Below are 22,481 nucleotides of genomic sequence, written 5' to 3' on the forward strand. Positions count from 1 at the left end.
GTGCAGAAAAATCCGGTAGATGACGGCCATCAGGAAGGGCGTCAAAAGCAGGGTCAGAGCGATGGCCTTCATGGCTTTGTCCTTTCAATCAGTTGAGTTTTGTGCGAGCCGCAAAGACATTGAACAGTCCGCCGAACAGCAACGCGGCGTACCAGCCGTAGAGAAACGCCCATAACAGTCCCAACAGGAATGAGGGCAGGCTGAGCCAAGTCATTCCGGGCATCAGGCCGATCCAAGCCCGGTACATGGCAAAACTTGGAAAGATCAGGTCAAAGGCCACGCACAGCAGGTAGGTTGCGGCCAGAAACATGCTGAGCGCCCAGCCAAGGGTTGTCACCGGAACACCGGGATGATGTTCTTGTGTCCCCATCACACAGGGGCCACAGGTCAGGCGCAACAGTGCGAATAGCACCACGCCCGTGACGAAAAAGTACAGAATGGTAAGCATGGTAAGTGTCCTGAACTGAGTTGGGCCGCAATCAACGGCTTGGGCAAGACCCCGGAGCGATTCCGGAGCCATTGCCGGTCACGTTCAGGACAGGTTTGGCGGATGTGGTAGTGGTGCGACCGGCAGGCTTGCGCGTGGCCGGAACCGTTCTGGCGCCACGGGCGTAGCAATACGCATCGAGAGCAATTCAGGTGCCGCCATAACTGCCATCGCATAGCAGCCCGGGTGCACTGAGCAGTCTAATTCTTCTGATGGATGAGACGCGGGATACCCACCGCTGTCATCGATCACAAGCTCGGCCTGGGTGGCGGCCTTCGCGATGTCATGCCCGGCATGGGACGGCACAACAGAGATCAGCATCGAAACCACCAACGCACAGATCAACAGGACCTGCAGCCGACCCATGGCTCGGGCCGTCCGTGTCGCAGTTGATATCCATTGTGCGCGGATCACTTAGGGTTTCCTCCATTCTCCAACAGTTTAGGGCCGCTTGGACCGGTCGCATTGATCTGGCTCAACTCGTGGTCTGAAGAGCCAACAGGCATCTTGCGTTTCCAAGCCAACCAGATAAGTGGCGCCCCCGTCAACAGCCCAAGCCCGATAACCGCAAGGCTGGTGCCGCCTGTCGCGGTTTCGGTAATCTGGCTGCCCAGATGGGCCAAAACGAAACTGGCCGGCAAGAGTCCAGCCAAGGTGGCCAGTGCGAACCGCCAAAATTGAAGTCGGGTCAGACCAGCGGCATAGCTGACCATGTCGAAAGAAACGAAAGGCATCAGGCGGCTGGTGAACACTGTCAACATCAGGGCATTCTGCGATCCAAGCAACCCCATGTCCAACTTGTCGCCGAACCACCGGCGCAGCGCGTCGCGCCCCAACCAACGGGCTATCAGGAACGCCAGCAGCGCCCCCAACTCCGCCCCGATAGCAACCAATGCGGTTCCCAGCCCATGCCCATATGCCACCCCGGCAGCGACAGCGATCGGAGCGCTGGGGATTGGGCTGGCAACCACTGCGGCTGTCATGAAGCCGATGATGACAACGGGTCCGAACGGGCCGGCCCAATCCACCCACGCAGTAATGACTTCGCGCGATAGTCCTGCGTCCAACGCGCCAGACAGCCACAACCAGATGGTGGCGATCAGCAACGCGGTCAAAACCGCGATGAAAACCAAACGGCTATTGCTGTGCAGGCCTTCCAGCTTTCGTTCCTCCTATGACATAGCCCTCCACCCCTATATGGGAGTGACGGATTCCGAGGTCACTTAGCGATGTATTTGACCAGTGCCACGATCGCCAGAACGATCAACACTGCAATCAGCAACATCCAAATCATGCCAAACCCCATTCCAGCGCCATACCCCATCATCGCTTTGTTCCTCAGTGGTTTGTGGCCGAGTGCGATGACCCGGCTACACGGTTGCGTTTCAGTTGTTGGTTTCAGAAGGCTTTGTCACAGGCTTCGAGGACTTCATGCCGTGTTTCGGCGACATCGTCTTCGCGCCTTTCTCGATTTCCCCTGTGGTCACCGCGCCATCGCCATTGGCATCCAGATGCTGAAATCGGTCCACCATGGTTTCGCGGATCATTCCGGAATGCAGCGCTTCGAACTCATCAATCGACAGGTTGCCATCTCCATTGACGTCATGCGCCTGCATCCGGGCCTTCAGACCTACGGCGATCTCAGATTCGCTCACGCGACCGTCCTCGTCCATGTCCAGAACCGCCAGCCAGTTGCCGCCCATCATACCCTTGCCATGCATACCACCCATCATCTGGCCATGCATTTTCATCATCATTTGCATCATGCCTGCGTGATCGCCCATTATGCCGCCGGGCGCACCCTGCATCATGCCGCCCTGATGGCCCTGCATCTGCGCGCTGCTGCCATGCTGACCGGCGGCAAGCGCGGGCAGCGCCATCAAAGTCGCGGCAATGGCTCCAGCGGCCAGCGTGAAGGTACGTTTCATGACTTTCACCTCTCGGGTTTTTGTTTCTACACAAAGCATATGGCCGCCCTCGGTCGCGCCACCACCCCCCTGCTCAACCCGGTTTGTATCGTTGTGTCGCAGCCCGCCCAACTGATACAAAGGGATACAAAAAAGCCGGGATTTGTACCGCGCTGGGACTTATGATTGCGCCATGACTGAAGCACCACATATCTTGATTGTCGACGACCACCGCGAAATCCGTGATGCCGTCAGCCGCTATCTGGAAAAGAACGGGTTGCGCGCCAGTTCCGCGCGCGATGCCACCGAAATGGACGCGCGACTGGCGGCCGGTCGGTTCGACCTTATCGTGCTCGACATCATGATGCCGGGCGAAGACGGATTGTCGGTCTGCCGCCGCCTGTCCGCGGCGGGTGGCCCGCCGATCCTGATGCTGACAGCCCTTAGCGAGGACACCGACCGTATCGTGGGTTTAGAGATTGGCGCCGACGACTACCTGCCCAAACCATTCAACCCACGTGAATTGCTGGCCCGGATCAAGGCGATCCTGCGGCGTTCCGAAACCACCGTCCCCCCGGCTGGCAATCTGAGCGGCAAACGGATCGCCTTTGGAAGCTGGGTTCTGGATGCCGACAGTCGCACCTTGATATCCGCTGAAGGGGCCGAAGAAAGTCTGACCACCGCCGATGTCCGGCTGCTGGCCGTATTCCTGCAGCGGCCCCGCAAACTCCTGTCGCGAGACGAACTGCTGGATTTGACCGCCGGCCGCAGCCCGCACTTGTTCGACCGTACGATCGACAACCAGGTCAGCCGCTTGCGTCGCAAGATCGAAGCTGACCCAACGCGGCCGAAGCTCATCACCACGATAAGAGGTGGCGGTTATTGCCTGTCGACCGACGTGAGCGAGCTTACGGGATGAAAGCCTTTGCCCAAAGTCTGCGCGGTCAGCTTATCCTTTTGATCATCGCCGCGCTGGCTGCCGCGCAACTGGTCAGCCTGTGGCTGTTCGTCGACGAACGCTCAATGGCAGTGCACATGGCCCTTGGCCTGGAAACCGCCGGACGCGCCGCAAACATCGCGCGGCTGATTGAAGAAGCTCCACCCGAGATGCACGACGCGATCCTGCGGGCGGCAAGTTCTCCACTGGTGCGTTTCAGCCTTACAGATACGCCCGCAGTCGATCACACCGGACATAGCGCTGGTGGGACGGTCGAAAACACAATCCGCAGAATTCTGCCAGGCTATGAAAACCGTCCCATCCGGGTAGAGTTGCATGAGTTCTCTCCCGATATGCTGCCGGTTGAAGGTGTTCCGTCTACAATGGCTGAAATGCACATGGCAATGATGCGTGATCACGTTTCCGCAATTGAAATGCAGCTGTCGATCGCTCTGACGACCGATCAATGGCTCAACGTGGATACCCGGTTCCATAACCCTCCTCTGCAATGGCCTTTGCAGTCCTTCGTCAGCTTCGGTTTCACTGCAACTTTAATTCTTGGAGCAGCCATTTGGTTTCTACTGACACGGCTGACCGGCCCGTTGCGCCGCCTGTCACTGGCTGCAGACCAGTTTGGTCGCGGTGAAGACGTCCAGGAACTGACGGTTTCTGGTCCGACCGAGGTGCGAGATTTGACGCAGGCGTTCAACCATATGCGTGATAGGCTGACTCGCTATGTTGCCGATCGGACCAGACTATTGGGGGCGCTGGGTCACGATTTGCGGTCGCCACTGACGGGATTGCGGGTTCGCGCCGAACTGGTGGAGGAAGAGGAGACCCGTGACCATCTGATCGAGACCATCGAGGAAATGCAGGAGATGGTGGACTCCACCCTGTCATTTGCCAAGGGCGTGGCCACGCGCGAACCTTCCAGTACCGTCCCAATTGGTGAATTCGTAACCAAAACGACCGAAGACATTGTGCAAGCCGGTGACACGGTTGAAGTATCGGTCGCAGACAATCCGGCCGTCACGCTTCGGCCGATGCTGATGAAGCGAGCTCTGCGCAATATCATTGAAAACGCCTGCCGGTATGGTGCCCGGGCCAACGTCTCGGTCATGCAAGAGGGGAATGAGGCAAAAATATTGATCCAGGATCAGGGGCCCGGCATCCCCGAGCATATGCTCGATGCGGTATTCGACCCATTCGTGCGGCTTGAAACATCCCGCTCGCGAGAGACTGGCGGAACCGGCTTGGGGCTGTCGATCGCACGTACGATCATCCAGTCGCACGGTGGCACGATAGAATTGCTAAACGGGGAAACTGGCGGCTTGTGCGCTAAGGTGGTTCTGCCAGTTTTTGAGGGCCAAACGTAACTTGTGAACACAATCGGCACGTTCCGAAAGCTTATTGGATGCGCACCGCTTTGGGCCAGTTTCAGGTGTGGGCTCAAACGCAGCGGCGGAGAACACTGAACTGGAAAGACTGACTTTCCCCCCACGGGGTTTGGTGCAGGTGATGGCGATGCGCGACGAGTTCAAAGTGTTCCTCGAAAAGCATGGCGATATCGCTCGGACTATAACGGGCGACCGGGAGACCACTGCAAGTCTCCGGCCCATCAAGTGCAAACGTAGCAATGATTACATGGCCTCCAATTTTTACCCCTCTCTTCACGCTTTCCAGATAGGCCGCGCGTTGCGATGTATCCACGAGAAAGTGAAAAACCGCCCTATCATGCCAGACGTCATATCTGCGATCGGGGACCCAAGAAGTTATATCTGCGGAAATCCAAGTGACTGTTTCAGCGGCGCGCCCCAACCTTTCCCGGGCCGTGTCCAACGCGACCTGCGATAGATCGAGAACTGTCACGTCATGGAGCCCCTTCGCAAGCAACGCTCCAGCAAGACGAGATGTACCTCCGCCAATGTCGATGACGGATGAAGGCTTAGACACTCTTATCAACTCGATGAGTTCAAGCGATATCTCTGGATCATCCTCGTGCCAACTCAATTGGGTGTCAAACTTCTCGCAATAGACATCGTCCCAGTGCTCTCTTGTGTTAGCCGTCATGTCGTATCGTTTTCCCAAATCGTCGCCCTGGAGATATCCTCATTTTGACCGCTCCGCGCTGCGTTTTCGACTGGAGCAAAAACCAACAAGGCAACGCTTCAGACAATTCGATGCTGGTTCGTTGAATGGCCGCATGAAGTCATCTCGGCGACATTGTAGTACACACATTCCAATAGTGAAATGTTTTAGGTGGGATTTGCTTGTCGGTCAGATTTCCACTGGGCTGCGCAAGCAGCTCCAGAATTTAGCGCAAGTTTAACTGCAGTGGCGCGGGGCGGAGATACCGAAGCGTTGGCAGTTTGTGTACTGCTTGCCTGGATTGCTCTGTTCCTTCAGAATAGCCGGAAGATTTTCTGAGCTTTGGAGCTTCAATCAGTCAACGAATTGCTTATAGCGCCTTTAACCGACAATGGACTGATAACTTATGAGCAGAGCCACAGATCGTTAAAATACGATTTGGTTCTTGAGTGGCTCCTACTCCATTTCTCTTAGTTCATAGAATTTCCTACGGTCCTTGAAACGGCGAACAATCACATCATTGGTGAATAGCTGCCGCATCAACAGACTCAGTTTTTCATGATTGCGCCGATCGCATACATACCACCATCGCTTTTGACCAACATCAGTGTGACTTCGTCACCGGCGCTAATCTCACCCATCATCTGGGCATTCTCAAGAAGCTGCAAATCCATCGTCATCGCGGGCCACCCGATCTCGGGGATCGGATCATGGCTGACGTTGGCGGTTTCGTCGCCAATTGAGTTCACCAAAGCTTTTGCGTGAACCGCCCCTTCCATCTGTTCGGACGACATGGACATGTTGGAATGGTCCATGTCGTGGTTCGTTTGCGCGAAGCTGGTTGTCGTAGACACGGCCAAAAGGGCCACAATAGCAGTCAAAGTTCTCATCAGATGCTCCTGTTTCAAGGTTGTGGGTATTATTCTGCCGGAAGCGCAGGGGGCACTTCCTGTATCGTGTGGGAGATCTCTCGGTTCACGCGATTGAGCGCGAGCCGTTTCCAAATCACGAATATTGCGGGAATGACGAAAAGCGTGAGAAGGGTTGCTGTCACCATGCCCCCAATCATCGGCGCAGCGATCCGCTGCATGATTTCAGAGCCTGTACCGGTGCCGTACATGATGGGTATCAGTGCTGCAAAGATCGTGGCTACAGTCATTACCTTCGGCCGAACCCGAAGAACGGCTCCTTCGAACACCGCGTCTTCGATATCGTCACGTGTCAGCTTTCGCTGTTCCGATTGCGCCAGCCCTCGACGTTTCTCCCAAGCAAGATTGAGGTACAACAACATGACAATCGCTGTTTCCACGGCAACTCCCGCCAGCGCGATGAAGCCCACGAGCACAGCAATTGAGATATCGAAGTTAAGATACCATAAGAACCAAACCCCACCTGCCAATGCGACCGGGAGCGCCGCAAGAATTATCCCGACCTCAATCACCCGATTGAACGCCAAGAAAAGCATGAGCGTGATAATTAGCAGGGTTGCAGGAGCAACGATCGTCAACCTGTCCTGCATTCTCTCTATGTACTCATACTGCCCTGACCAAGTCAGCGAGTAACCTGGAGGCAGGTCGACCTTTTCTGTAACCACCTCTTGTGCTTCGGCCACATAGCCGCCCAGGTCGCGCCCCGCGATGTCGATGAACACGAACCCAGTTCGTCGAGCGTTCTCTGATCGTATCATTCCCGGCCCGTCAACTATTCGAATATCGGCGAGAGCGGACAGTGGCACATGAGCTCCCGACGGTGTGACGACAGGAAGATTTTCGAGCCGTTCCGGGCTGTCTCGCCATGCTTGAGGGTACCGTAGGTTTATAGGAAACCTCTCCAGCCCCTCCACAGATTCCGACACTTGCATACCGCCAATTGCGGTCTGAACTACGTCCTGAACTTCTCGAACACTCATCATGTATCGGGAGGCGGCATCTCGCTTGACGTCGATTTCGATGAAACGCCCGCCAACAGGTCGCTCTGCGTAGGCGGAAGCCGTTCCATCAATATCAGCGACCGCACGTTCTACTTCGATCCCGATATCTGTAATGACCTCCAAGTCGGTGCCGGATATTTTGACACCGACAGGTGTACGGATACCCGTTGCAAGCATGTCGATGCGGTTCTTAATAGGTTGGATCCAAACATTTGTGACGCCCGGAACCTGAACGATACGATCAAGCTCATTTCGGATTTTCTCCATTGTCATGCCGGGTCGCCATTCTTTTTCCGGCTTGAGTTGGATAGTGGTCTCCACCATCGTTAGAGGTGCTGGATCGGTTGCAGTCTCCGCACGCCCAACTTTACCGTGAACAGTTTCGACTTCAGGCACGGTCGCGATCAGACGGTTGGTCTGCTGCAGTACCTCACGGGCTTTTCCCGTCGAGATCCCGGGGTAGAAGCTCGGCATGTAGAGAAAATCACCTTCGTTCAACTCGGGCATGAATTCAGAGCCAATTCTCTGGTACGGGTACCACATGGACGTCACCAGAACGCCGGCCAACAGTGTTGTTGCCCATGGCCAGGCAATTGCCGCGTCCAGAAATGGGCGGTACACGAACACGACCAAGCGATTTAGCGGATTTTTTCGCTCCGGTAGAATACGCCCCCTTACAAAGTAACCCATCAAGACCGGAACCAGCGTTATCGAAAGGATGGCGGCTGCAGCCATGGCGTAGGTCTTGGTATAAGCGAGTGGCGAGAAGAGCCTACCTTCTTGATCTTCCAGAACGAAGACAGGCAGAAAACTGACCGTGATGATCGCCAGAGAATAAAAAAGTGCTGGTCCCACCTCAGACGCGCACTCTTGCACAATCCGCCATCTGTTCTCTGCTGTGAGCTTTTCTTTTTCCAACCGCCTGTGCATCGCCTCGATCATCACGATCGATGCGTCGACCATCGCACCAATAGCGATGGCTATGCCGCCGAGCGACATGATGTTTGCGTTTACACCTTGCGCCTTCATCAGAATAAATGCGGCAAAAATGCCCAGCGGGAGCGACAGAAGAATCACGAGGGATGACCGCAGATGAAGTAGAAAAGCCGCGCACACAAGAACAACGACAATGAATTCCTGCGTCAGTTTCTTCTGGAGGTTATCGATAGCGCGCTCAATCACACCAGATCGGTCGTAGGTCGTTATGATTTCGACCCCTTCCGGCAGGTTTGAGCGCAACTCTTCGATGCGCGCCTCCACCGCTTTGATCGTTGTCAACGCATTCCCACCCCATCGCAGAATGACTACTCCGCCAACCGCGTCTCCTTGCCCGTCGAGCTCTCCGACACCGCGCCGCATTTCCGGCCCCAGACGGATTTCAGCGACGTCTCCAAGCGTCAGAGCGGCGCCACGCTCGTTGACCATCAATGGCGCGCTTGCAAGGTCTGACAATTCGTCAATGTAGCCCGAGGACCTTACCATGAATTCGGCCTCACCCATCTCAATGACACTGCCGCCGGTCTCGCGGTTGGCGGCCTGAATAGCCGTCCTCAATTGTGCAAGTGTTATGTCATAGGCACGTAGTTTGTTTGGATCGACGACGACCTGGTACTGTTTGACCATACCGCCGATGGTGGCGACTTCTGAGACACCTTCCACGGCTTGTAATTCGTACTTCAGAAACCAATCCTGCAGAGTCCTGAGCTGCGCCAGATCATGATTTCCGGTTCTGTCAACCAGCGCATACTGATAAATCCACCCGACCCCTGTCGCATCGGGGCCAAGTTGTGGTGACACGCCTTCAGGCAAGCTGCCGGTAATCTGGCCCAAATATTCGAGCACACGCGACCGAGCCCAGTAGAGGTCCGTCCCGTCCTCAAAGATGACATATACAAAGCTGTCTCCAAAGAACGAGAACCCGCGAACGTCTTTTGCACCGGGTACGGCCAATAGGGCTGTCGCAAGTGGATATGTGATTTGGTTTTCGACAACTTGAGGCGCTTGCCCGGGATATGGCGTGCGAACAATTACCTGGACATCCGACAGATCCGGGATTGCATCAACCGGCGTCTCACGAATGGCCCAAATACCCGCAACTCCTATCATGAATGCGAGGGCCAAGATGACGAACCTGTTGGCGAGCGAAGAACGAATGATGGCCGTGATCACTGCGTAACACTCCCATCAAGCGCGACCTCTAACAGCGTCATCGAAAAGTCGGGATTGCGGCGAAGGATCAAAGAAACATCAATCCCTACAGGCAAGTTAGAAACCTCAATCCCCTCCGCAACCGGGAAATCCATGGTCATGCCCGGCATGCCGATCTCAGTCATCGGACCGTGTGTTACGTTCGCAGTACGCGCGTTCGGGTCGATACTGTTAATCCGGCCAGAAACCTGAAGCGGCGGCGCAATAGGCGTTGCCGCGGCCAAGATCATTGTCATGCCATCTGTACGCGCGAAAGTCAGAGTCATTTCAGAACCGACTTCGAGCATGTTTGGGTCCAATGTTGGCTCTATTGGGAAATCCATTGTCATGCCCGGCATCCCAATCTCAGTCATCGGCCGGTGAGTGATGGTTGCAGTTCCTGCCTCAGCATTAACGAGGTTGATCGTGCCGGTGACTACAATCGGTGGAGCAGAAGGCGTGATGGTTTCTTCGGGTTCAACTGAATCCGTCGGCGGCGAGCCCTCTTCGCGAACTGCCACAATCGAGAACATCCCCCCTTCTCCCTCAGCCAGATCAAACTCAATTGGCATGTCGATTGGCACGGTAGTGAGATCTACTCCCACAACAGGCAAATCCATTGTCATGGCGGGCCAACCGAGCTCGGGGATCGGTCCGTGCTCAAGCGTCAATTTGCCGTCGGAAGTGACGGCGCGCGCGATTCCGGCTCCAGTTCCGGCAATACCGTCGTCTGGTGCAAGCTCCATCAAGCTCAGAAGCCCATCCGCACCCCGCGCGATCACGAAAGCAACCGCGTCGCCAGCATTCAAACGGTCGAGCGAAACACCAGACCTAACCGGAAACTGCGAAGTCATTTCGGGCCAATCAAGGCTTTCGAGAACGTCGTGACGAACAGTAGCCATACGATTTTGGGCATCGAGTGAAACCAGGGTACCTGTCCCGCGTGCTGGTTCGGTGTCCGTTGGTGCCATACGCGTGAAGCCGGCGCTCAAAGCACTTTCACTGTCGATTAGAAACTGTGCGGATGCGACAACTTCCTCGCCGGGTTCAAGCCCTTGTAGAACTTCTGTTCGTCCCCCCTCGCCGAAACTGTCTCGAAGACCTGTGGTCACCAGTCTTGGGCGAAAAGTACCATCGCCTGTTTTCAAGATGACGCGCTCCGCCGAACCGGTACGAATCAACGCCTCTGATGGAACAGTGAGAACATTTCGGCTTTCATCCGGTATAAGGCTAACACTGCCAAACATGCCCGGCCGCAGCACGCCCTCTGAGTTATCGAAACTAAGCCTTACGGGAAGGGTTCGGGTTTGCGGATCAAGCTCAGGGTAAACATAGTCGATGTCGCCTTCGAAGGTGCGGCCGGGTAGGTGCTCGAATCTTGCTATCGCGCGCATATCCTCCGACAAACGTGCAATATCTCGTTCGAAAACATCGACGATCAGCCATACTTCGGAAAGATCGGTTACCGAAAAAGCAAGCGTGCCTGGCTGCAGGTACATTCCATCGGCGGCATTCAGCGCTATGACAACACCGTTTTGAGGCGCCTCAATTTCCACATTTCGAACCAACTCACCGCCCGCCTCGATCTCTGCAACCTGACGTGCGGACATGCCGTGGCTGATCAACTTGTTGCGCGCCGCGTCCAAAATACGCGGGTCTCCAGCTTCGACTGCGCGCACAAGATCGCCGGTTGCAGCTGCGATCAGCGGTGAAAAGAGTTCGAATAGAACTTGCCCCTTCTCAACACGATCACCGACCGCGCGAACTTTCAGTTGCTCAATCCAACCTTCAACGCGTGTATGAACGTGATTGGTCAGGTGTTCGTCAAAGCCGACGAAACCCACCGTCTCGATGCGAGGCTCGATATCCGCCATGCGTGCAACCGCAGTTCGCACACCAATTGCGTTGATTTCCGCAGCGCTTAGGGTGACTTCTTCAGGGTCGCCGGTAGGTTCCTGCCCAGAATAAACCGGGATCAAATCCATACCCATCGGCGATTTTCCAGGTCCAGGCTGCCGAAAATTCGGATCCATCGGTGCTACCCAATAAAGGACCTCTGGTTCGTTCGACTGGCCCTGATCAATTGGATTCAGGTACAGTCTTTCAAGAATGACACCTCCACCCAGGCCAAACGCCAAGGCAAGTACTGATAGTGCCGCATATCTTCCACGCATAATAATCTCCCGACGGTCGCAATGAATGCTGGAACCGAAACAACATGAATGCCCGCGCTTGCGGGCCTGAGGATGTCAGGAGATTTGAGGAGGACGATCGGGAGTCAGAGGTCCCTGAGACAGATGGGTGTCCGAATCCATGTTTCGGGTTTGCTGCACGAAAGCTGTAGCCAACACAGCAACACTCACTTGGGTAGGATATTCACCAACGCAGCAGATGCCGGAATGACATTCTCCGCTGTGATTTACGTGGCTATCCGTGTGGATTTGGCCAGTCGTCGGATGCAAACCGCTATGGTCGTGTTTGAAGTCTGATGACTTTGCAGCCATTGAAACGCCGTGAGGCTCAGAGGTGCTACTGTTTTTGACGTCACTGCTCGCGACCACAACAGTGCCGACGAAAGTCATCGCCAAGCAGACGCATGTCAGAAACGTCATTCGCAACACTGAGAAAAACTTCCACTCCATCCCGTGCAGTTAGGACGAACGTAACGAGTGTTCAAGCCAGTCGGAGGAAAAAACAGGTGAGTTGGTGCGCTGTATCGAAATGAAGCGGATTCCCGCGAATACACGTAACAAACTGCCAAAATAGGAGGCAGTTCATACGATGAGCGCATCTAAGTTTGGCCGAGGTTCTTCAGGATCGGGCAGTCAGGGCGGTGGTCGCCAGCACATTCGTCGATCAGATGAGACAGTGTAGCATGCATGGCCTTCAGGTCCGCGATCTTGGCATCTATCTCTTTTAGGTTCTGTTTGGCGATATCCTTCACGTCCGCGCTTGCGCGTTCTTTGTCCTCGTACAACGCCAGTAGTGAACGGCAATCCTCAATGGTAAAGCCCAATGAACGGGCCCGTCCGATGAAGGCCAGTTTGTGCAGCTCCTTTTCGTCGAAATGGCGATACCCATTCAGGCCGCGCCTGGGTTTGATAAATCCGATATCCTCGTAATAGCGAATGGTCTTGGCTGGTAGACCCGAACGTTCTGCTACATCTCCGATATTCACAGCGGCTCTCCTATACTATTCAGCAGGCGCTGATTGCAGCGCCCGCTCCTCATTCTGCGAAATCTGCTCTCGACCAACTTTGATCGCCTTCACCCAGCGCAACCGCAGCGCGTTGGTCAGAACAAAGACACTGGACAGAGCCATGGCACCTGCAGCCAGAACCGGCGAAAGCAGCGGGCCACCAAACGGATAAAGCACCCCCGCTGCAACCGGTATGAGCAGAGTGTTGTAGCTGAACGCCCAGAACAGGTTTTGGCGGATGTTACTCATAGTTCTCTGACTAATATCGAAAGCGTTGACCACGCCTGTAAGGTCACCTGACATCAGAACGACGTCAGCCGCTTCGATGGCGATGTCAGTGCCTGTCCCGATCGCAATTCCTACGTCAGCCGCCGCAAGCGCGGGTGCATCGTTGATGCCATCACCCACAAAGGCCAGTTTTCCGCCATTTGAACGCAAATCCTGCAACGCGGATACTTTACCCTCAGGCAGAACCTCGGCCACGACATGATCGATGCCAAGCTGCGCCGCAATGGATTTGGCAGTAGCGGTATTGTCGCCGGTAATCATCGCCACTTTCAGGCCCAGCCCGTGCAAAGCTTCAATTGCGTCTGGCGTGGTGGTTTTGATTGGGTCCGCCACGGCGATGACGGCTGCAATAAATCCGTCTACGGAGGCATAAAGTGGAGTCTTTCCGTTGATTGCGAGTTCAGCGCCCCGATCAGTCAACGCGCCCATTTCAACCCCTTCGCGACTCATCAGGCGGTCGGCCCCGATCAGGATTGTATGACCTTCGACTGAGGCGCTTACCCCGTAGCCGGTGATCGACGTGAAGTCCTCTGGCTTTGGAAGCTCCAGACCGCGGGTTTCAGCCGCGCGCACGATGGCCGTGGCGATCGGATGTTCGGATGTGACCTCGACGGCCGCAACAAGGCGCAGAACCTCATCCTCGGCCAATCCTTCGGCCACAATCAGGTCGGTCAGCTCCGGACGCCCTTCGGTCAAGGTCCCCGTCTTGTCCACCGCAACAACGGTGGTTTCCTGCAGCATTTGCAAGGCGTCGCCCTTTCGGAACAGGACACCCATCTCGGCCGCGCGGCCGGTGCCGACCATGATTGAGGTGGGTGTGGCCAACCCCATGGCGCAGGGGCAAGCAATGATCAGTACCGCAACCCCGGCTACCAACGCCAAGCTGAGCGCGGGATCAGGTCCGAACAACATCCAAACCAGCACAGTCACAACGGCCACAGCGATCACTACCGGCACGAACCACAGCGTGATGCGGTCGACCAGGCCTTGAATCGGAAGCTTGGCACCTTGTGCTTGTTCGACCATCTGAATTATCTGGGCCAACATAGTGTCTGCGCCGATCTTTTCGGCCCGGTACGTCAATGCGCCCGCGCCATTGACTGTTCCGCCGACCACAGTTGCGCCCTCGGTCTTTTCGGCAGGAACCGGCTCGCCGGTGATCATGCTTTCATCGACATATGACGCGCCGGTCATTACGGCACCATCCACCGCGATCTTCTCGCCCGGTCGAACGTGCACAATATCCCCAACAACGATCTGCTCGATCGGAAGCTCGACAACCGATCCGTCGCGCTCAACTCGCGCTGTTTTTACCTGCAGACCGACCAGTTTTCGGATCGCTTCACCAGTTCGGCCCTTGGCGCGCGCCTCGAGGAACCGCCCAAGCAATATGAGAACCACGATCACCGCTGCGGCCTCGTAGTAGACGTTTGCGGTTCCGGCCGGAAGAATACCCGGTGCAAAAGTCGAGATAAGCGAAAACCCATAGGCCGCCGAAGTGCCCAGAGCCACCAGAGAATTCATGTCTGGCGCGCCTTTGAACAAGGAAGGGAATCCCTTGGTATAGAACTGCAATCCTGGTCCAAAAAGTACGATCGTGGTTAGAAAGAATTGCAGGTAATAGCTGTTCTGGATGCCGATCGTGCTCGCTATCAGGTGGTGCATACCCGGAATAACATGCGAGCCCATTTCAAGGACGAAAACCGGCAAAGCGAGCAAAGCGGCAAAACTTGTTCGCCGGGCCAATTGGCGAATCTCTTCGGCTTTGCGGTCTTGTGGTTCGGTCTGCGTCGCGGATCGCAGGCTCGCCGGATAGCCAGCAGATGCCGCAAGCGCCGCGATGGCTTCGGGTGTTGTGACTCCCTCAGCATAACGCACAGTTGCACTTTCGGTGGCCAGATTGACCGACGCGGACAAGACGCCATCATCTGCTTGCAATGCCCGTTCAACGCGCCCCACGCACGATGCGCAGGACATGTTCTGAATATCCAGCGTTACCTCTTCCGTCCGTGCCGGATATCCGGCGCTGTTTAACGCATCAGCAATGGCCGCTTTATCGGCTGGATCGCGGAAATCGACCTGAACGCTTTCGCTGGCGAGATTAACCGAAGCGGCATCTACCCCTGGCACATCCTTCAACGCGCGCTCGACGCGCCCTACGCAAGAAGCACAGCTCATACCTTGAACTTGAAACCGTGCATGTGAAATTTCAGTCATATTGTCACCACAAATGTTCTGCTGACGGGCAACATAAGGGTTCCAGCAAGTGGAAGGTCAAGGGATGGGGCTGACTTTCTTTCTCATCATCCTTGACGAACCTAAATATCCCGGAAAGGAGCTGCGGGCACTGCAAGTTAGTTATAGACAAAGCCATTGACACAGTAAGTTCCTCCGCACAGTTGAACTTTGACATGAAAAACCGCAGGGTACGTGTCTTAAGCGCTAATCAACTTGATCATATCCTTGCAGCTCTGAGTCCGAGGGATGCGAAGCCACGGTCGCAACAGAAGTTTAGGAGCGCACATGCTGTCGTCCCTTAGTTCTATCTTGCGTCTCTGACTGCCTCGATTAGCCGGGTCATTTCATCTTCGGCGATCAGCCCCGGGGCAAGCGCATCTCCAATCACAAACGAAGGGGTGCCACTGAAGCCAAGCTGCCGGGCCAATTCCATGGACACTTGAATATGCGCGTCGACTTCCGGCGCCTCCATGTCTGCGCGCAATTGATCCTCGTCCAGGCCGAGTTCCCGAACAACTTTCAGGACGCTGGCCTCAGTCGCACGACCGTTCAGCGCCATAAGCGCCCAATGGAATTCTTCATATTTTCCCTGGTTTCGTGAGGCAAGCGCGGCGCGTGCCGCAAAGTCGGAACCTTCTCCGAGTATGGGCCATTCTCGGTAAACAACTCGGACATCGGAATCGCCTGCGATTACGTTTTTCACGACCGGGGCCGCGCGTTTGCAATATGGGCAGTTATAGTCAAAAAACTCGACTACGGTTACATCACCTTCCGGGTTTCCGATGACAGGCGCATTCGGATCCTGTTCCAGCAATTCACGCTGATTTTCCAAGACGTTTCCAATGGCTTCGGCTTTTGCCTGATCCTCGCGCTGTTGAAGCAATTGAATCGCCTGCATGATGATTTCAGGGTTTTCCATAATGGCTTCCAGAGCCAGCCGTTTTACATCGGAGTCAGACAATTCGTCAGCACTCGCCATAGCAGCACCAATCGACATAGTGATGGCAATTAAGCCTGCAAAAAATCGTTTCACGTCAGTTTCCTTCCGTTTGTTCTGCCTCGGTGCGCTGCTCTTGCAGCTTGCGTTCCCGATCCGGCCAACTCTCCTTGATGAAGGCAAGGATGTCCCAGATTTCCTGATCCGACAGAGTTTCTCCGAAACCCGGCATGCCGCTTTTGACGTCAGCGACACCCATCTGTTTTAGTGTTTGGTACCCGCCAAGCTTTGTATAATCGAACAACAGCTTGTCGCCGTGATGCCAGGTGTGCCCTGTTCGGTCATGCGGGGGAGCTCGCAAGACGCCATCTGGATCAGGTGTCTGCCAATCTGGTTGACCCTCCAAATTTGCCCCGTGGCATGACGCGCAGTTTTCGGCATACAAAACTGCACCACGTGCCGAATCCGCTGATGCACTGTTTTGTGCACGCCCGCTCAGGCCCCAGCCAGCGACCGCGACAATGATCACCACAGCAGCTAGTGACACCCATTTCGCCGCGCTCTTGTTCATCACGCCACGCTCAGCCAGGTCTTCATTCCAGCGGCCTGATGCGACAGCATATGGCAATGAAACAGCCAGTCCCCCGGGTTATCCGCAACGAACGCAATCTCCCGCGTTTCCATCCGGTCAACCAGTATCGTGTCTCGCAGCGGTCCCAGGCTCCCGTTCGACAGTACTTCCTGAAAGTGCGTCCCGTGCAAGTGCATGGCGTGCGCAAAGACAGTGTCGTTCTGCATCTGAATACGGACTATGTCGCCACGCGAAACAGAAGCGAGCGGGTCTTCGGGTAACCCTGCGACTCCGTTGAATGTCCAGATCTGTCCTTCCTGAACCAACTCATTAGCGCTCATGACTTGGCCGTTGTAAGTACCTTGACGCAGTCCGCCCATCGCCCCGCCTTCCATCACCAATTGAACCTTTAAGGCGTCAGAAACATCTTCAAGAAAAGAAACAGGGTTGGGTGGCAGAGCTTCAATCTCACCGCGGCTGGCAGATGTACCGCTTCCCGAAACCGGGATCTCAGCGATAACAAATGATTCATCGCGTTCGTGAAGAGTTATTTGAACGGCTTCGTTCGATTCCGCTGTGACGTCGACGATCAAATCTGCTCGCTGCGCAGGTCCGAAAACAAGTGTTTCGAAATCTTCTGGCTGCCTTACAGGCATGCCATCATAAGCGACCAGTTTCCCGTTTGCGCCACCTACTGACACATACATGATCCGATCAGTTGCCACGTTGACCATTCGAATTCGCAATCGCTGGTTCGTCAAAACTTCGGTCATTGGCGATATGCGCGCGTGAACGTAGTTTCCCATGCGACCTGCATGGGTCCAATCATGCATTGCACCAAAATCATCTACTATTTGAGCGTCCTTACCCAACCGCCAATCATCCAGAAGGATCGTGATGTCATGGTCCGTGTCCGGCGGGTCCGTTTCGTCGACGATGAACGCGCCGTAAAGGCCCTTGGCCACTTGTACCGTTGACTGGTTGTGAGAGTGATACCAGAAGGTCCCCGCGTCCTTCAGAGGCAAGTCATACTGAAATTTGCCGCCGGTTGGTACAGCCTCCTGCGTAAGGCCCGGCACCCCATCCATATTGTTCGGAACCCGCAATCCGTGCCAATGGATTGCTGTAGGCTGAGGTAGCGAGTTCAGGAGTGTCCGGCGAACCGTTTCGCCTTGCCGGGCACGAATTTCGGGGCCCGGAACACCGCCATCATATCCCCATATCTTGGTTTCAGGATAGCTGTCGGGGGCAACACGTGCCAATCCTGAACGCGCCTCGATTATTCGGGGGGCGGTAGCCGCCCTCCCGATAGTCGGCACTGCGATTAGTGCCGACGTGCCTGCAACGAATTGCCTGCGATTGAGCTTCATTAGGACTTCCTTCCAAAGAAAATTTGATCTCTCACTCGATTATCCCCCGTCGTGCACATCCAGCAGATAGGTCGCCATTGCCTTCCGGTCTTCGTCTGTCAGAAAGCTGGTGCCATAGTTTACGACCTCTCCCATGGCCCCGCCGAAGACATCGCCATCAGGCATGACGCCGGTGCGCAACGCGTAGGCCAAATCATCTACCGTCCAACCACGCTTTTGCAGGGTCTCAAAGTCGATGGCCGGTGCCTTGTCACCGCCCGGCAGGGAGTCACTTCCTTTGAAGTGTTCCGTGTCCGAATTTCTTGCGCCAGCCAGGTTCCTCCCGGTGTGGCAGGCCGCACAATGCGTGGCACCTTCGACCAGTAGCCGACCCCGGTTCCACACTTCGTCATTGCCCGGCACGGGATCAGTACGGGGTGGTTCCAGAAAAGCCGCGCGCCACAGCTTCAGGCCCCATCTCTGATTGAAGGGGAACGCCATTTCCTGCTCTTTTGACGGTTCCGCTACCGGTGCAACCGTTTGCCAGGCGGCCCAGAGATCGGCGATATCCTGATCCGTGAAATTGGCATAGAACGGATAAGGAAAGGCCGGGTAGTAGGGTTGTCCGCCGGGTGACACGCCTTGACGCACAGCGCGAGCAAACTCCTCGATTGTCCAGTCACCGATCCCGTGGTCAGGATCTGTGGTCAGGTTCGGCGAAAAGAGCGTGCCGAACGGGGTATCCAACTCCACCCCACCGGCCAAGGGCGCGCCCCCTTTGGCAAAATCTGTGTGGCAAGCGATACAGCCACTTGCCCTTGCCAGATAAGCCCCGCGGTTAACGTCACCTTGAATGTCGAGAGCTTGTAAGGGCTGGCCAATTGGCCAAGCCATCACAGCAACAAGTCCCGCTGACGCCGTTACGGCGGCAGCAAGGCCCAATCGGAATATCGGTCTCATGACGCATTCCTATTCCGACCGAAATTGCGTGTGACACGCCGAGCATGTCTGGCTCAGCATCATAAACACACCGTCTGCCGGCATTTCAGACAGCTGTGCTAAGTTTGGACTGCCAGCCATCATCCCGCTGCCCATCATGGAACCACCTCCCATCATGGAACCACCTCCCATCATGGATTTGCCGCCCATCATGCCGGAACCATGACCCGATCCGGACGCCATCAGCCCGTTGTCTGCCGAAAGCGCAAGGCCTTCTGAGTAGATTTCCAATTGTCTGGCTATTTCTGTAAAGGAACCCCAATCCTGCCAGATTTGCGATTTGGCCTCCGAGGGTTTGCCATCAGATCCCTCTGGAAACAGCTTTGTCATGCTTTCACCGGCGTGGCTTCCGATTTTCTTGGCTTCGCTTCGTACCGTTTGCGCATTGTAGGGCGTTTTCCCCTGCATCATCGGTGTAAGGACCTTCATGCTGTCCTTCATCGCGGACATGCCATCCATGCGTTCTTTGACGATGCCGGTTGCGCCACCATGCGCCAGGGCGGCGGCTGCAAACAGAGAAACCAGGGCAACGCCTGTGGTCATTTTTAGAATGTTCATTGTTTTGTCCTTGTCGTCTGCTTCGACGCGCCCAGGTTGAGCGCAATTCGACTGGTCAGATCAGGACACGCGGCGGTGGTGGGTCAAACGCCGCGATACCGAGAACCCGGTATTGGGCTCGAGGGATCGAGTATCTTTGTTCAGTATCTTGGGGGCCAGGCGGTGGTGGACCCATCGAAAATAGACCAACAGCGTTGCAAATCGTTCCGCCATGACAATGTCCGGGATGACCCTGCTTGACATGCTCAACGTCCGCGGAGTCCGTTTGGTCAATCACGTGCTGAGAACCACTGCCATGTGCATGTGCAGAATCGGCCGTTACAAGTAACCCGCCAATGGCCAGCGCAATTGACAGGATGAAGTAACGAATTGCGGTGCCCACTCGACTCGTCACCTTCAGAAAATCCCGTTTTCCTGCTGCAACTCTCTTATATACGCTACGATGCCTTTCACATCCGCGCGGGTCAAGCCATCGACCGGCGGCATATTGCCAAACTTCCAATGATGCGCCCGAACTCCATTTTGGACTGCGACATAAAATGCCTCGTCCGAATGGTGGCCTGGCTCATAGGTTTTGTGCACCAATGGTGGTGCAAGACCTTCCAGACCTGTGGCATTCGTGCCGTGGCACGCCGAACATTTTGCGTCGAATGCAACTTTGCCGACTGCCGCAAATTCGCTCAGCTGCTCCGGCAGATTGACGTTTTCGATTGGGTCCCCTGGCTCCAGTGCTGACGTATCAGGTGGCGTCATCGAGTGGCCTGTTCGTTGTTGATTAAGATTGTAGACGACGGCGGCGGCGCCGGCGATCACTACTCCGCCTATCAAGAGTGTAAGTTTATCCATTTCAGTTCTTCGCATGATTGTCAGTTATCGGATTCAACGCGCGCTCGGAAAAATCGGCCTGACCAGGATCAGATCAGCTTTACCTGGGTGCCCACGGTGGCAAGCTCAAACAGTTCGGCGATCTGTTCGTTGTACAAACCGATGCACCCGTTGGAGGATCTTCTACCGATCTTGCGCGTATCGTTGGTGCCGTGGATGCGGTAGTATTGCCAACTCAAGTAGAGCGCATGTGTTCCCAATGGATTCTCCGGACCCGGGCCTACATAGTCAGGCCAAGCGGGGTTGCGCTCTTTCATTGCCGGCGTTGGTCGCCAAGACGGCCCTTCGACCTTGCGAGTAACTGTGGTGTAGCCCAGCCTTGTAAGGTCTTCCGTCAGCGGTACGCTGGTTGGATACATTCGGTAGACGCTTTCGTCTTCCGACCAATATTGCAGGACCTTGGACTGTGTATCGGACAGGATCACACCATTCTTAAGCGTATCAAAGTGGTCCTGCCATTTAGCAACGCGGAATGAGGAAACATTGCGGCGCGTCCCCTCAGTTGCCGTTGATTGGGCCCAAACGGCCGGTGCTGGAAAAAGCGTCGTCGCAGCAAACGCGGCAATCACTCCACGTCGCGTAACAACCTTTCCTTCTTTGCTCCGTTTCATGCCTGCCATCCCAAAGTTTATTCTTTTTTTCCGACTCAAATAACTCGTATGCCCGGTTCCTGCGCTGGAAGGTCAACACGCAAATGACATTTCATATGGGATGTCTCGTCTGAATTGTCGTTGCCGTTGGCGCAGGGATATTTCCTTAGAAGGCGGACCCAAATCATCAAGTCATTGTGGAAAAGCAATTTTTCTTGGACGTAACTCCAGGCTGCTTTAAGCAAAACCTGACTTTCTTGAATCAACCGAACACAAAAAAGCAACGCTAACAATTGCTTAGTTCTTGGTGAATTGATGTGATCACCCGTCGATGCGAGGGTAGCAGGCACTACAAATGACAATCACAGTGGACTAAACACCATGTCCTTCAGGAAAGCTTTCCAAGCACTGGCCGCACTTTTGTTCATCGGCGCTTGTACCGAAACAACGTCAATATCTGCAGATAGCGAGCCCGGAACGTTTTCCCAAGTTCCTGACGCCGTAGCCCAGATTGCTGCTCCGGGCCAGGACCTGAACGCAGTGAAAATCATGCCTGAGGACGGTTGCTATTGGTATCGCTATGTTGGGCCAGTTGAAACAACCTACCTACCACTTAGGACTATTGAAGGGCGCCCAATCTGTACGCGCGCCTGACAAGCGCCTGTCAGCTGGTCGCGGTCAGAAGCCGCTCGGGAGGGTAGAGATGAGCCGTGGACCCTGGCCTGACACGATCATAAAGCCCGATGATATGTGGCATCGCCATCCTTACGCAGCCAGAACTTGCGCGACCTCCGATAGATCTTGGATAAGGCGTTCCGTGAATTCGCAGGTATGTGTCGCGACCACCTTCGAACAGATAAAACGCCCTTGATCCCAATGGGTTTGTCGGCCCACCGGGCACACCATCTGCGAATTGCGCATATTCATCAGGGTCGCGCTCAATCATTTCGGCTGTAGGAGTCCAACGCGGCCATTTGGCCTTTCGCTTGATCGTGTAGACTCCGGGCTCGTAAAGATTGCCTCGGGCAATGGCTACGCCGTAACGCATTGCTGTGCCACCGTCTTCGATGAAATACAGATATCGTGCCACCGCGTCGACATGAATGTCACCCGGAGTAAGTGGTCGATTGGTTTGCACACGCTGAGGCAGGAAACGTGGGTGTAAACCCCAGGGATTGGATGTTGCGGGATCAAAATTGGCTGGAGTTACTTGCGCATCCCACTCCGACCATTGCGAGGCCGCCGCCGACGTCACTCCAAAAACCGGCTGAGAGAAAATGGCGAGCGAGGCTGCAACAAAATGTCGTCTGGTCAGCATTGATAGCGCTCCT

General features: G+C 55.3%; 21 protein-coding genes. 2 read left to right on the plus strand and 19 right to left on the minus strand.

Annotation, left to right across the window (positions count from 1 at the left end; all coding sequences use genetic code 11):
* Nucleotides 1–88: 88 nt before the first annotated feature.
* From ALB80_RS19145 to ALB80_RS22760, 4 genes are all read right to left on the minus strand, one after another.
* Nucleotides 89–448: a hypothetical protein gene (locus ALB80_RS19145; protein ID WP_050605703.1), complete on the minus strand. Its 360-nt coding sequence runs from the start codon at nucleotides 446–448 to the stop codon at nucleotides 89–91.
* An 84-nt stretch (nucleotides 449–532) separates the two neighbouring features.
* Nucleotides 533–901: a hypothetical protein gene (locus ALB80_RS19150; RefSeq protein WP_157054266.1), complete on the minus strand. Its 369-nt coding sequence runs from the start codon at nucleotides 899–901 to the stop codon at nucleotides 533–535.
* Nucleotides 898–1,620 (minus strand): TVP38/TMEM64 family protein, encoded by a 723-nt coding sequence (locus ALB80_RS19155; RefSeq protein WP_050605705.1) that lies wholly within the window; start codon nucleotides 1,618–1,620, stop codon nucleotides 898–900. Before ALB80_RS19155 ends, ALB80_RS19150 begins: the two co-directional genes overlap by 4 nt.
* A gap of 252 nt (nucleotides 1,621–1,872) precedes the next feature.
* Nucleotides 1,873–2,415 carry a calcium-binding protein gene (locus ALB80_RS22760; protein ID WP_253276926.1) on the minus strand — a complete coding sequence of 181 codons (543 nt, stop codon included), beginning with the start codon at nucleotides 2,413–2,415 and terminating at the stop codon, nucleotides 1,873–1,875.
* A 172-nt stretch (nucleotides 2,416–2,587) separates the two neighbouring features.
* Here ALB80_RS22760 and ALB80_RS19165 point away from each other — a divergent pair, with 172 nt between their 5' ends.
* Both ALB80_RS19165 and ALB80_RS19170 read left to right on the plus strand, forming a co-directional pair.
* Nucleotides 2,588–3,313 (plus strand): response regulator, encoded by a 726-nt coding sequence (locus ALB80_RS19165; protein ID WP_050605706.1) that lies wholly within the window; start codon nucleotides 2,588–2,590, stop codon nucleotides 3,311–3,313.
* Nucleotides 3,310–4,707 (plus strand): ATP-binding protein, encoded by a 1,398-nt coding sequence (locus tag ALB80_RS19170; protein ID WP_050605707.1) that lies wholly within the window; start codon nucleotides 3,310–3,312, stop codon nucleotides 4,705–4,707. The genes ALB80_RS19165 and ALB80_RS19170 overlap by 4 nt, the downstream gene beginning before the upstream one ends.
* Before the next feature lie 73 nt (nucleotides 4,708–4,780).
* On the opposite strand, the gene ALB80_RS19175 is transcribed toward ALB80_RS19170, so the two are convergent.
* The 15 genes from ALB80_RS19175 to ALB80_RS19250 all read right to left on the minus strand — a co-directional run bounded on the left by ALB80_RS19175 (nucleotide 4,781) and on the right by ALB80_RS19250 (nucleotide 22,468).
* Entirely contained in the window at nucleotides 4,781–5,401 is a 621-nt protein-coding gene (locus ALB80_RS19175) for a trans-aconitate 2-methyltransferase (RefSeq protein ID WP_050605708.1), read from the minus strand.
* A gap of 566 nt (nucleotides 5,402–5,967) precedes the next feature.
* The gene (locus tag ALB80_RS19180) at nucleotides 5,968–6,309 is read right to left on the minus strand and encodes a copper-binding protein (protein WP_050605745.1); all 342 of its coding nucleotides are present in this window, start codon (nucleotides 6,307–6,309) and stop codon (nucleotides 5,968–5,970) included.
* 29 nt (nucleotides 6,310–6,338) lie between these two features.
* The gene (locus ALB80_RS19185; protein WP_050605709.1) at nucleotides 6,339–9,518 is read right to left on the minus strand and encodes an efflux RND transporter permease subunit; all 3,180 of its coding nucleotides are present in this window, start codon (nucleotides 9,516–9,518) and stop codon (nucleotides 6,339–6,341) included.
* Nucleotides 9,515–11,710: an efflux RND transporter periplasmic adaptor subunit gene (locus tag ALB80_RS19190; protein WP_050605710.1), complete on the minus strand. Its 2,196-nt coding sequence runs from the start codon at nucleotides 11,708–11,710 to the stop codon at nucleotides 9,515–9,517. The genes ALB80_RS19185 and ALB80_RS19190 overlap by 4 nt, the downstream gene beginning before the upstream one ends.
* A gap of 617 nt (nucleotides 11,711–12,327) precedes the next feature.
* Complete coding sequence (cueR, locus tag ALB80_RS19200) at nucleotides 12,328–12,714, minus strand: Cu(I)-responsive transcriptional regulator (protein ID WP_050605712.1); 387 nt, start codon at nucleotides 12,712–12,714, stop codon at nucleotides 12,328–12,330.
* 15 nt (nucleotides 12,715–12,729) lie between these two features.
* On the minus strand, nucleotides 12,730–15,240 hold the full coding sequence (locus tag ALB80_RS19205; protein ID WP_050605713.1) for a heavy metal translocating P-type ATPase: 2,511 nt from the start codon (nucleotides 15,238–15,240) through the stop codon (nucleotides 12,730–12,732).
* A 325-nt stretch (nucleotides 15,241–15,565) separates the two neighbouring features.
* A complete protein-coding gene (locus ALB80_RS19210; protein WP_050605746.1) occupies nucleotides 15,566–16,258 on the minus strand; it encodes a DsbA family protein in 693 nt (230 codons plus the stop codon).
* Nucleotides 16,259–16,295: 37 nt separating this feature from the next.
* A complete protein-coding gene (locus ALB80_RS19215; RefSeq protein WP_050605714.1) occupies nucleotides 16,296–16,769 on the minus strand; it encodes a c-type cytochrome in 474 nt (157 codons plus the stop codon).
* A complete protein-coding gene (locus ALB80_RS19220; protein ID WP_050605715.1) occupies nucleotides 16,769–18,139 on the minus strand; it encodes a multicopper oxidase family protein in 1,371 nt (456 codons plus the stop codon). Before ALB80_RS19220 ends, ALB80_RS19215 begins: the two co-directional genes overlap by 1 nt.
* Nucleotides 18,140–18,178: 39 nt before the next feature.
* Nucleotides 18,179–19,078 carry a c-type cytochrome gene (locus ALB80_RS19225; RefSeq protein ID WP_050605716.1) on the minus strand — a complete coding sequence of 300 codons (900 nt, stop codon included), beginning with the start codon at nucleotides 19,076–19,078 and terminating at the stop codon, nucleotides 18,179–18,181.
* Nucleotides 19,079–19,087: 9 nt separating this feature from the next.
* Nucleotides 19,088–19,675: a cytochrome c gene (locus tag ALB80_RS19230; RefSeq protein WP_050605717.1), complete on the minus strand. Its 588-nt coding sequence runs from the start codon at nucleotides 19,673–19,675 to the stop codon at nucleotides 19,088–19,090.
* Between the two features lie 60 nt (nucleotides 19,676–19,735).
* Entirely contained in the window at nucleotides 19,736–19,918 is a 183-nt protein-coding gene (locus ALB80_RS22280; RefSeq protein ID WP_157054267.1) for a hypothetical protein, read from the minus strand.
* A gap of 153 nt (nucleotides 19,919–20,071) precedes the next feature.
* A complete protein-coding gene (locus tag ALB80_RS19240; RefSeq protein WP_050605719.1) occupies nucleotides 20,072–20,521 on the minus strand; it encodes a cytochrome c in 450 nt (149 codons plus the stop codon).
* 68 nt (nucleotides 20,522–20,589) lie between these two features.
* The gene (locus ALB80_RS19245; protein WP_083445373.1) at nucleotides 20,590–21,180 is read right to left on the minus strand and encodes a L,D-transpeptidase; all 591 of its coding nucleotides are present in this window, start codon (nucleotides 21,178–21,180) and stop codon (nucleotides 20,590–20,592) included.
* A 634-nt stretch (nucleotides 21,181–21,814) separates the two neighbouring features.
* Entirely contained in the window at nucleotides 21,815–22,468 is a 654-nt protein-coding gene (locus tag ALB80_RS19250; RefSeq protein WP_050605720.1) for a L,D-transpeptidase, read from the minus strand.
* Nucleotides 22,469–22,481 lie beyond the last annotated feature (13 nt).

The organism is Ruegeria sp. 6PALISEP08 (assembly GCF_001238295.1).
In the GTDB taxonomy this organism is placed as follows: Bacteria; Pseudomonadota; Alphaproteobacteria; order Rhodobacterales; family Rhodobacteraceae; genus Ruegeria.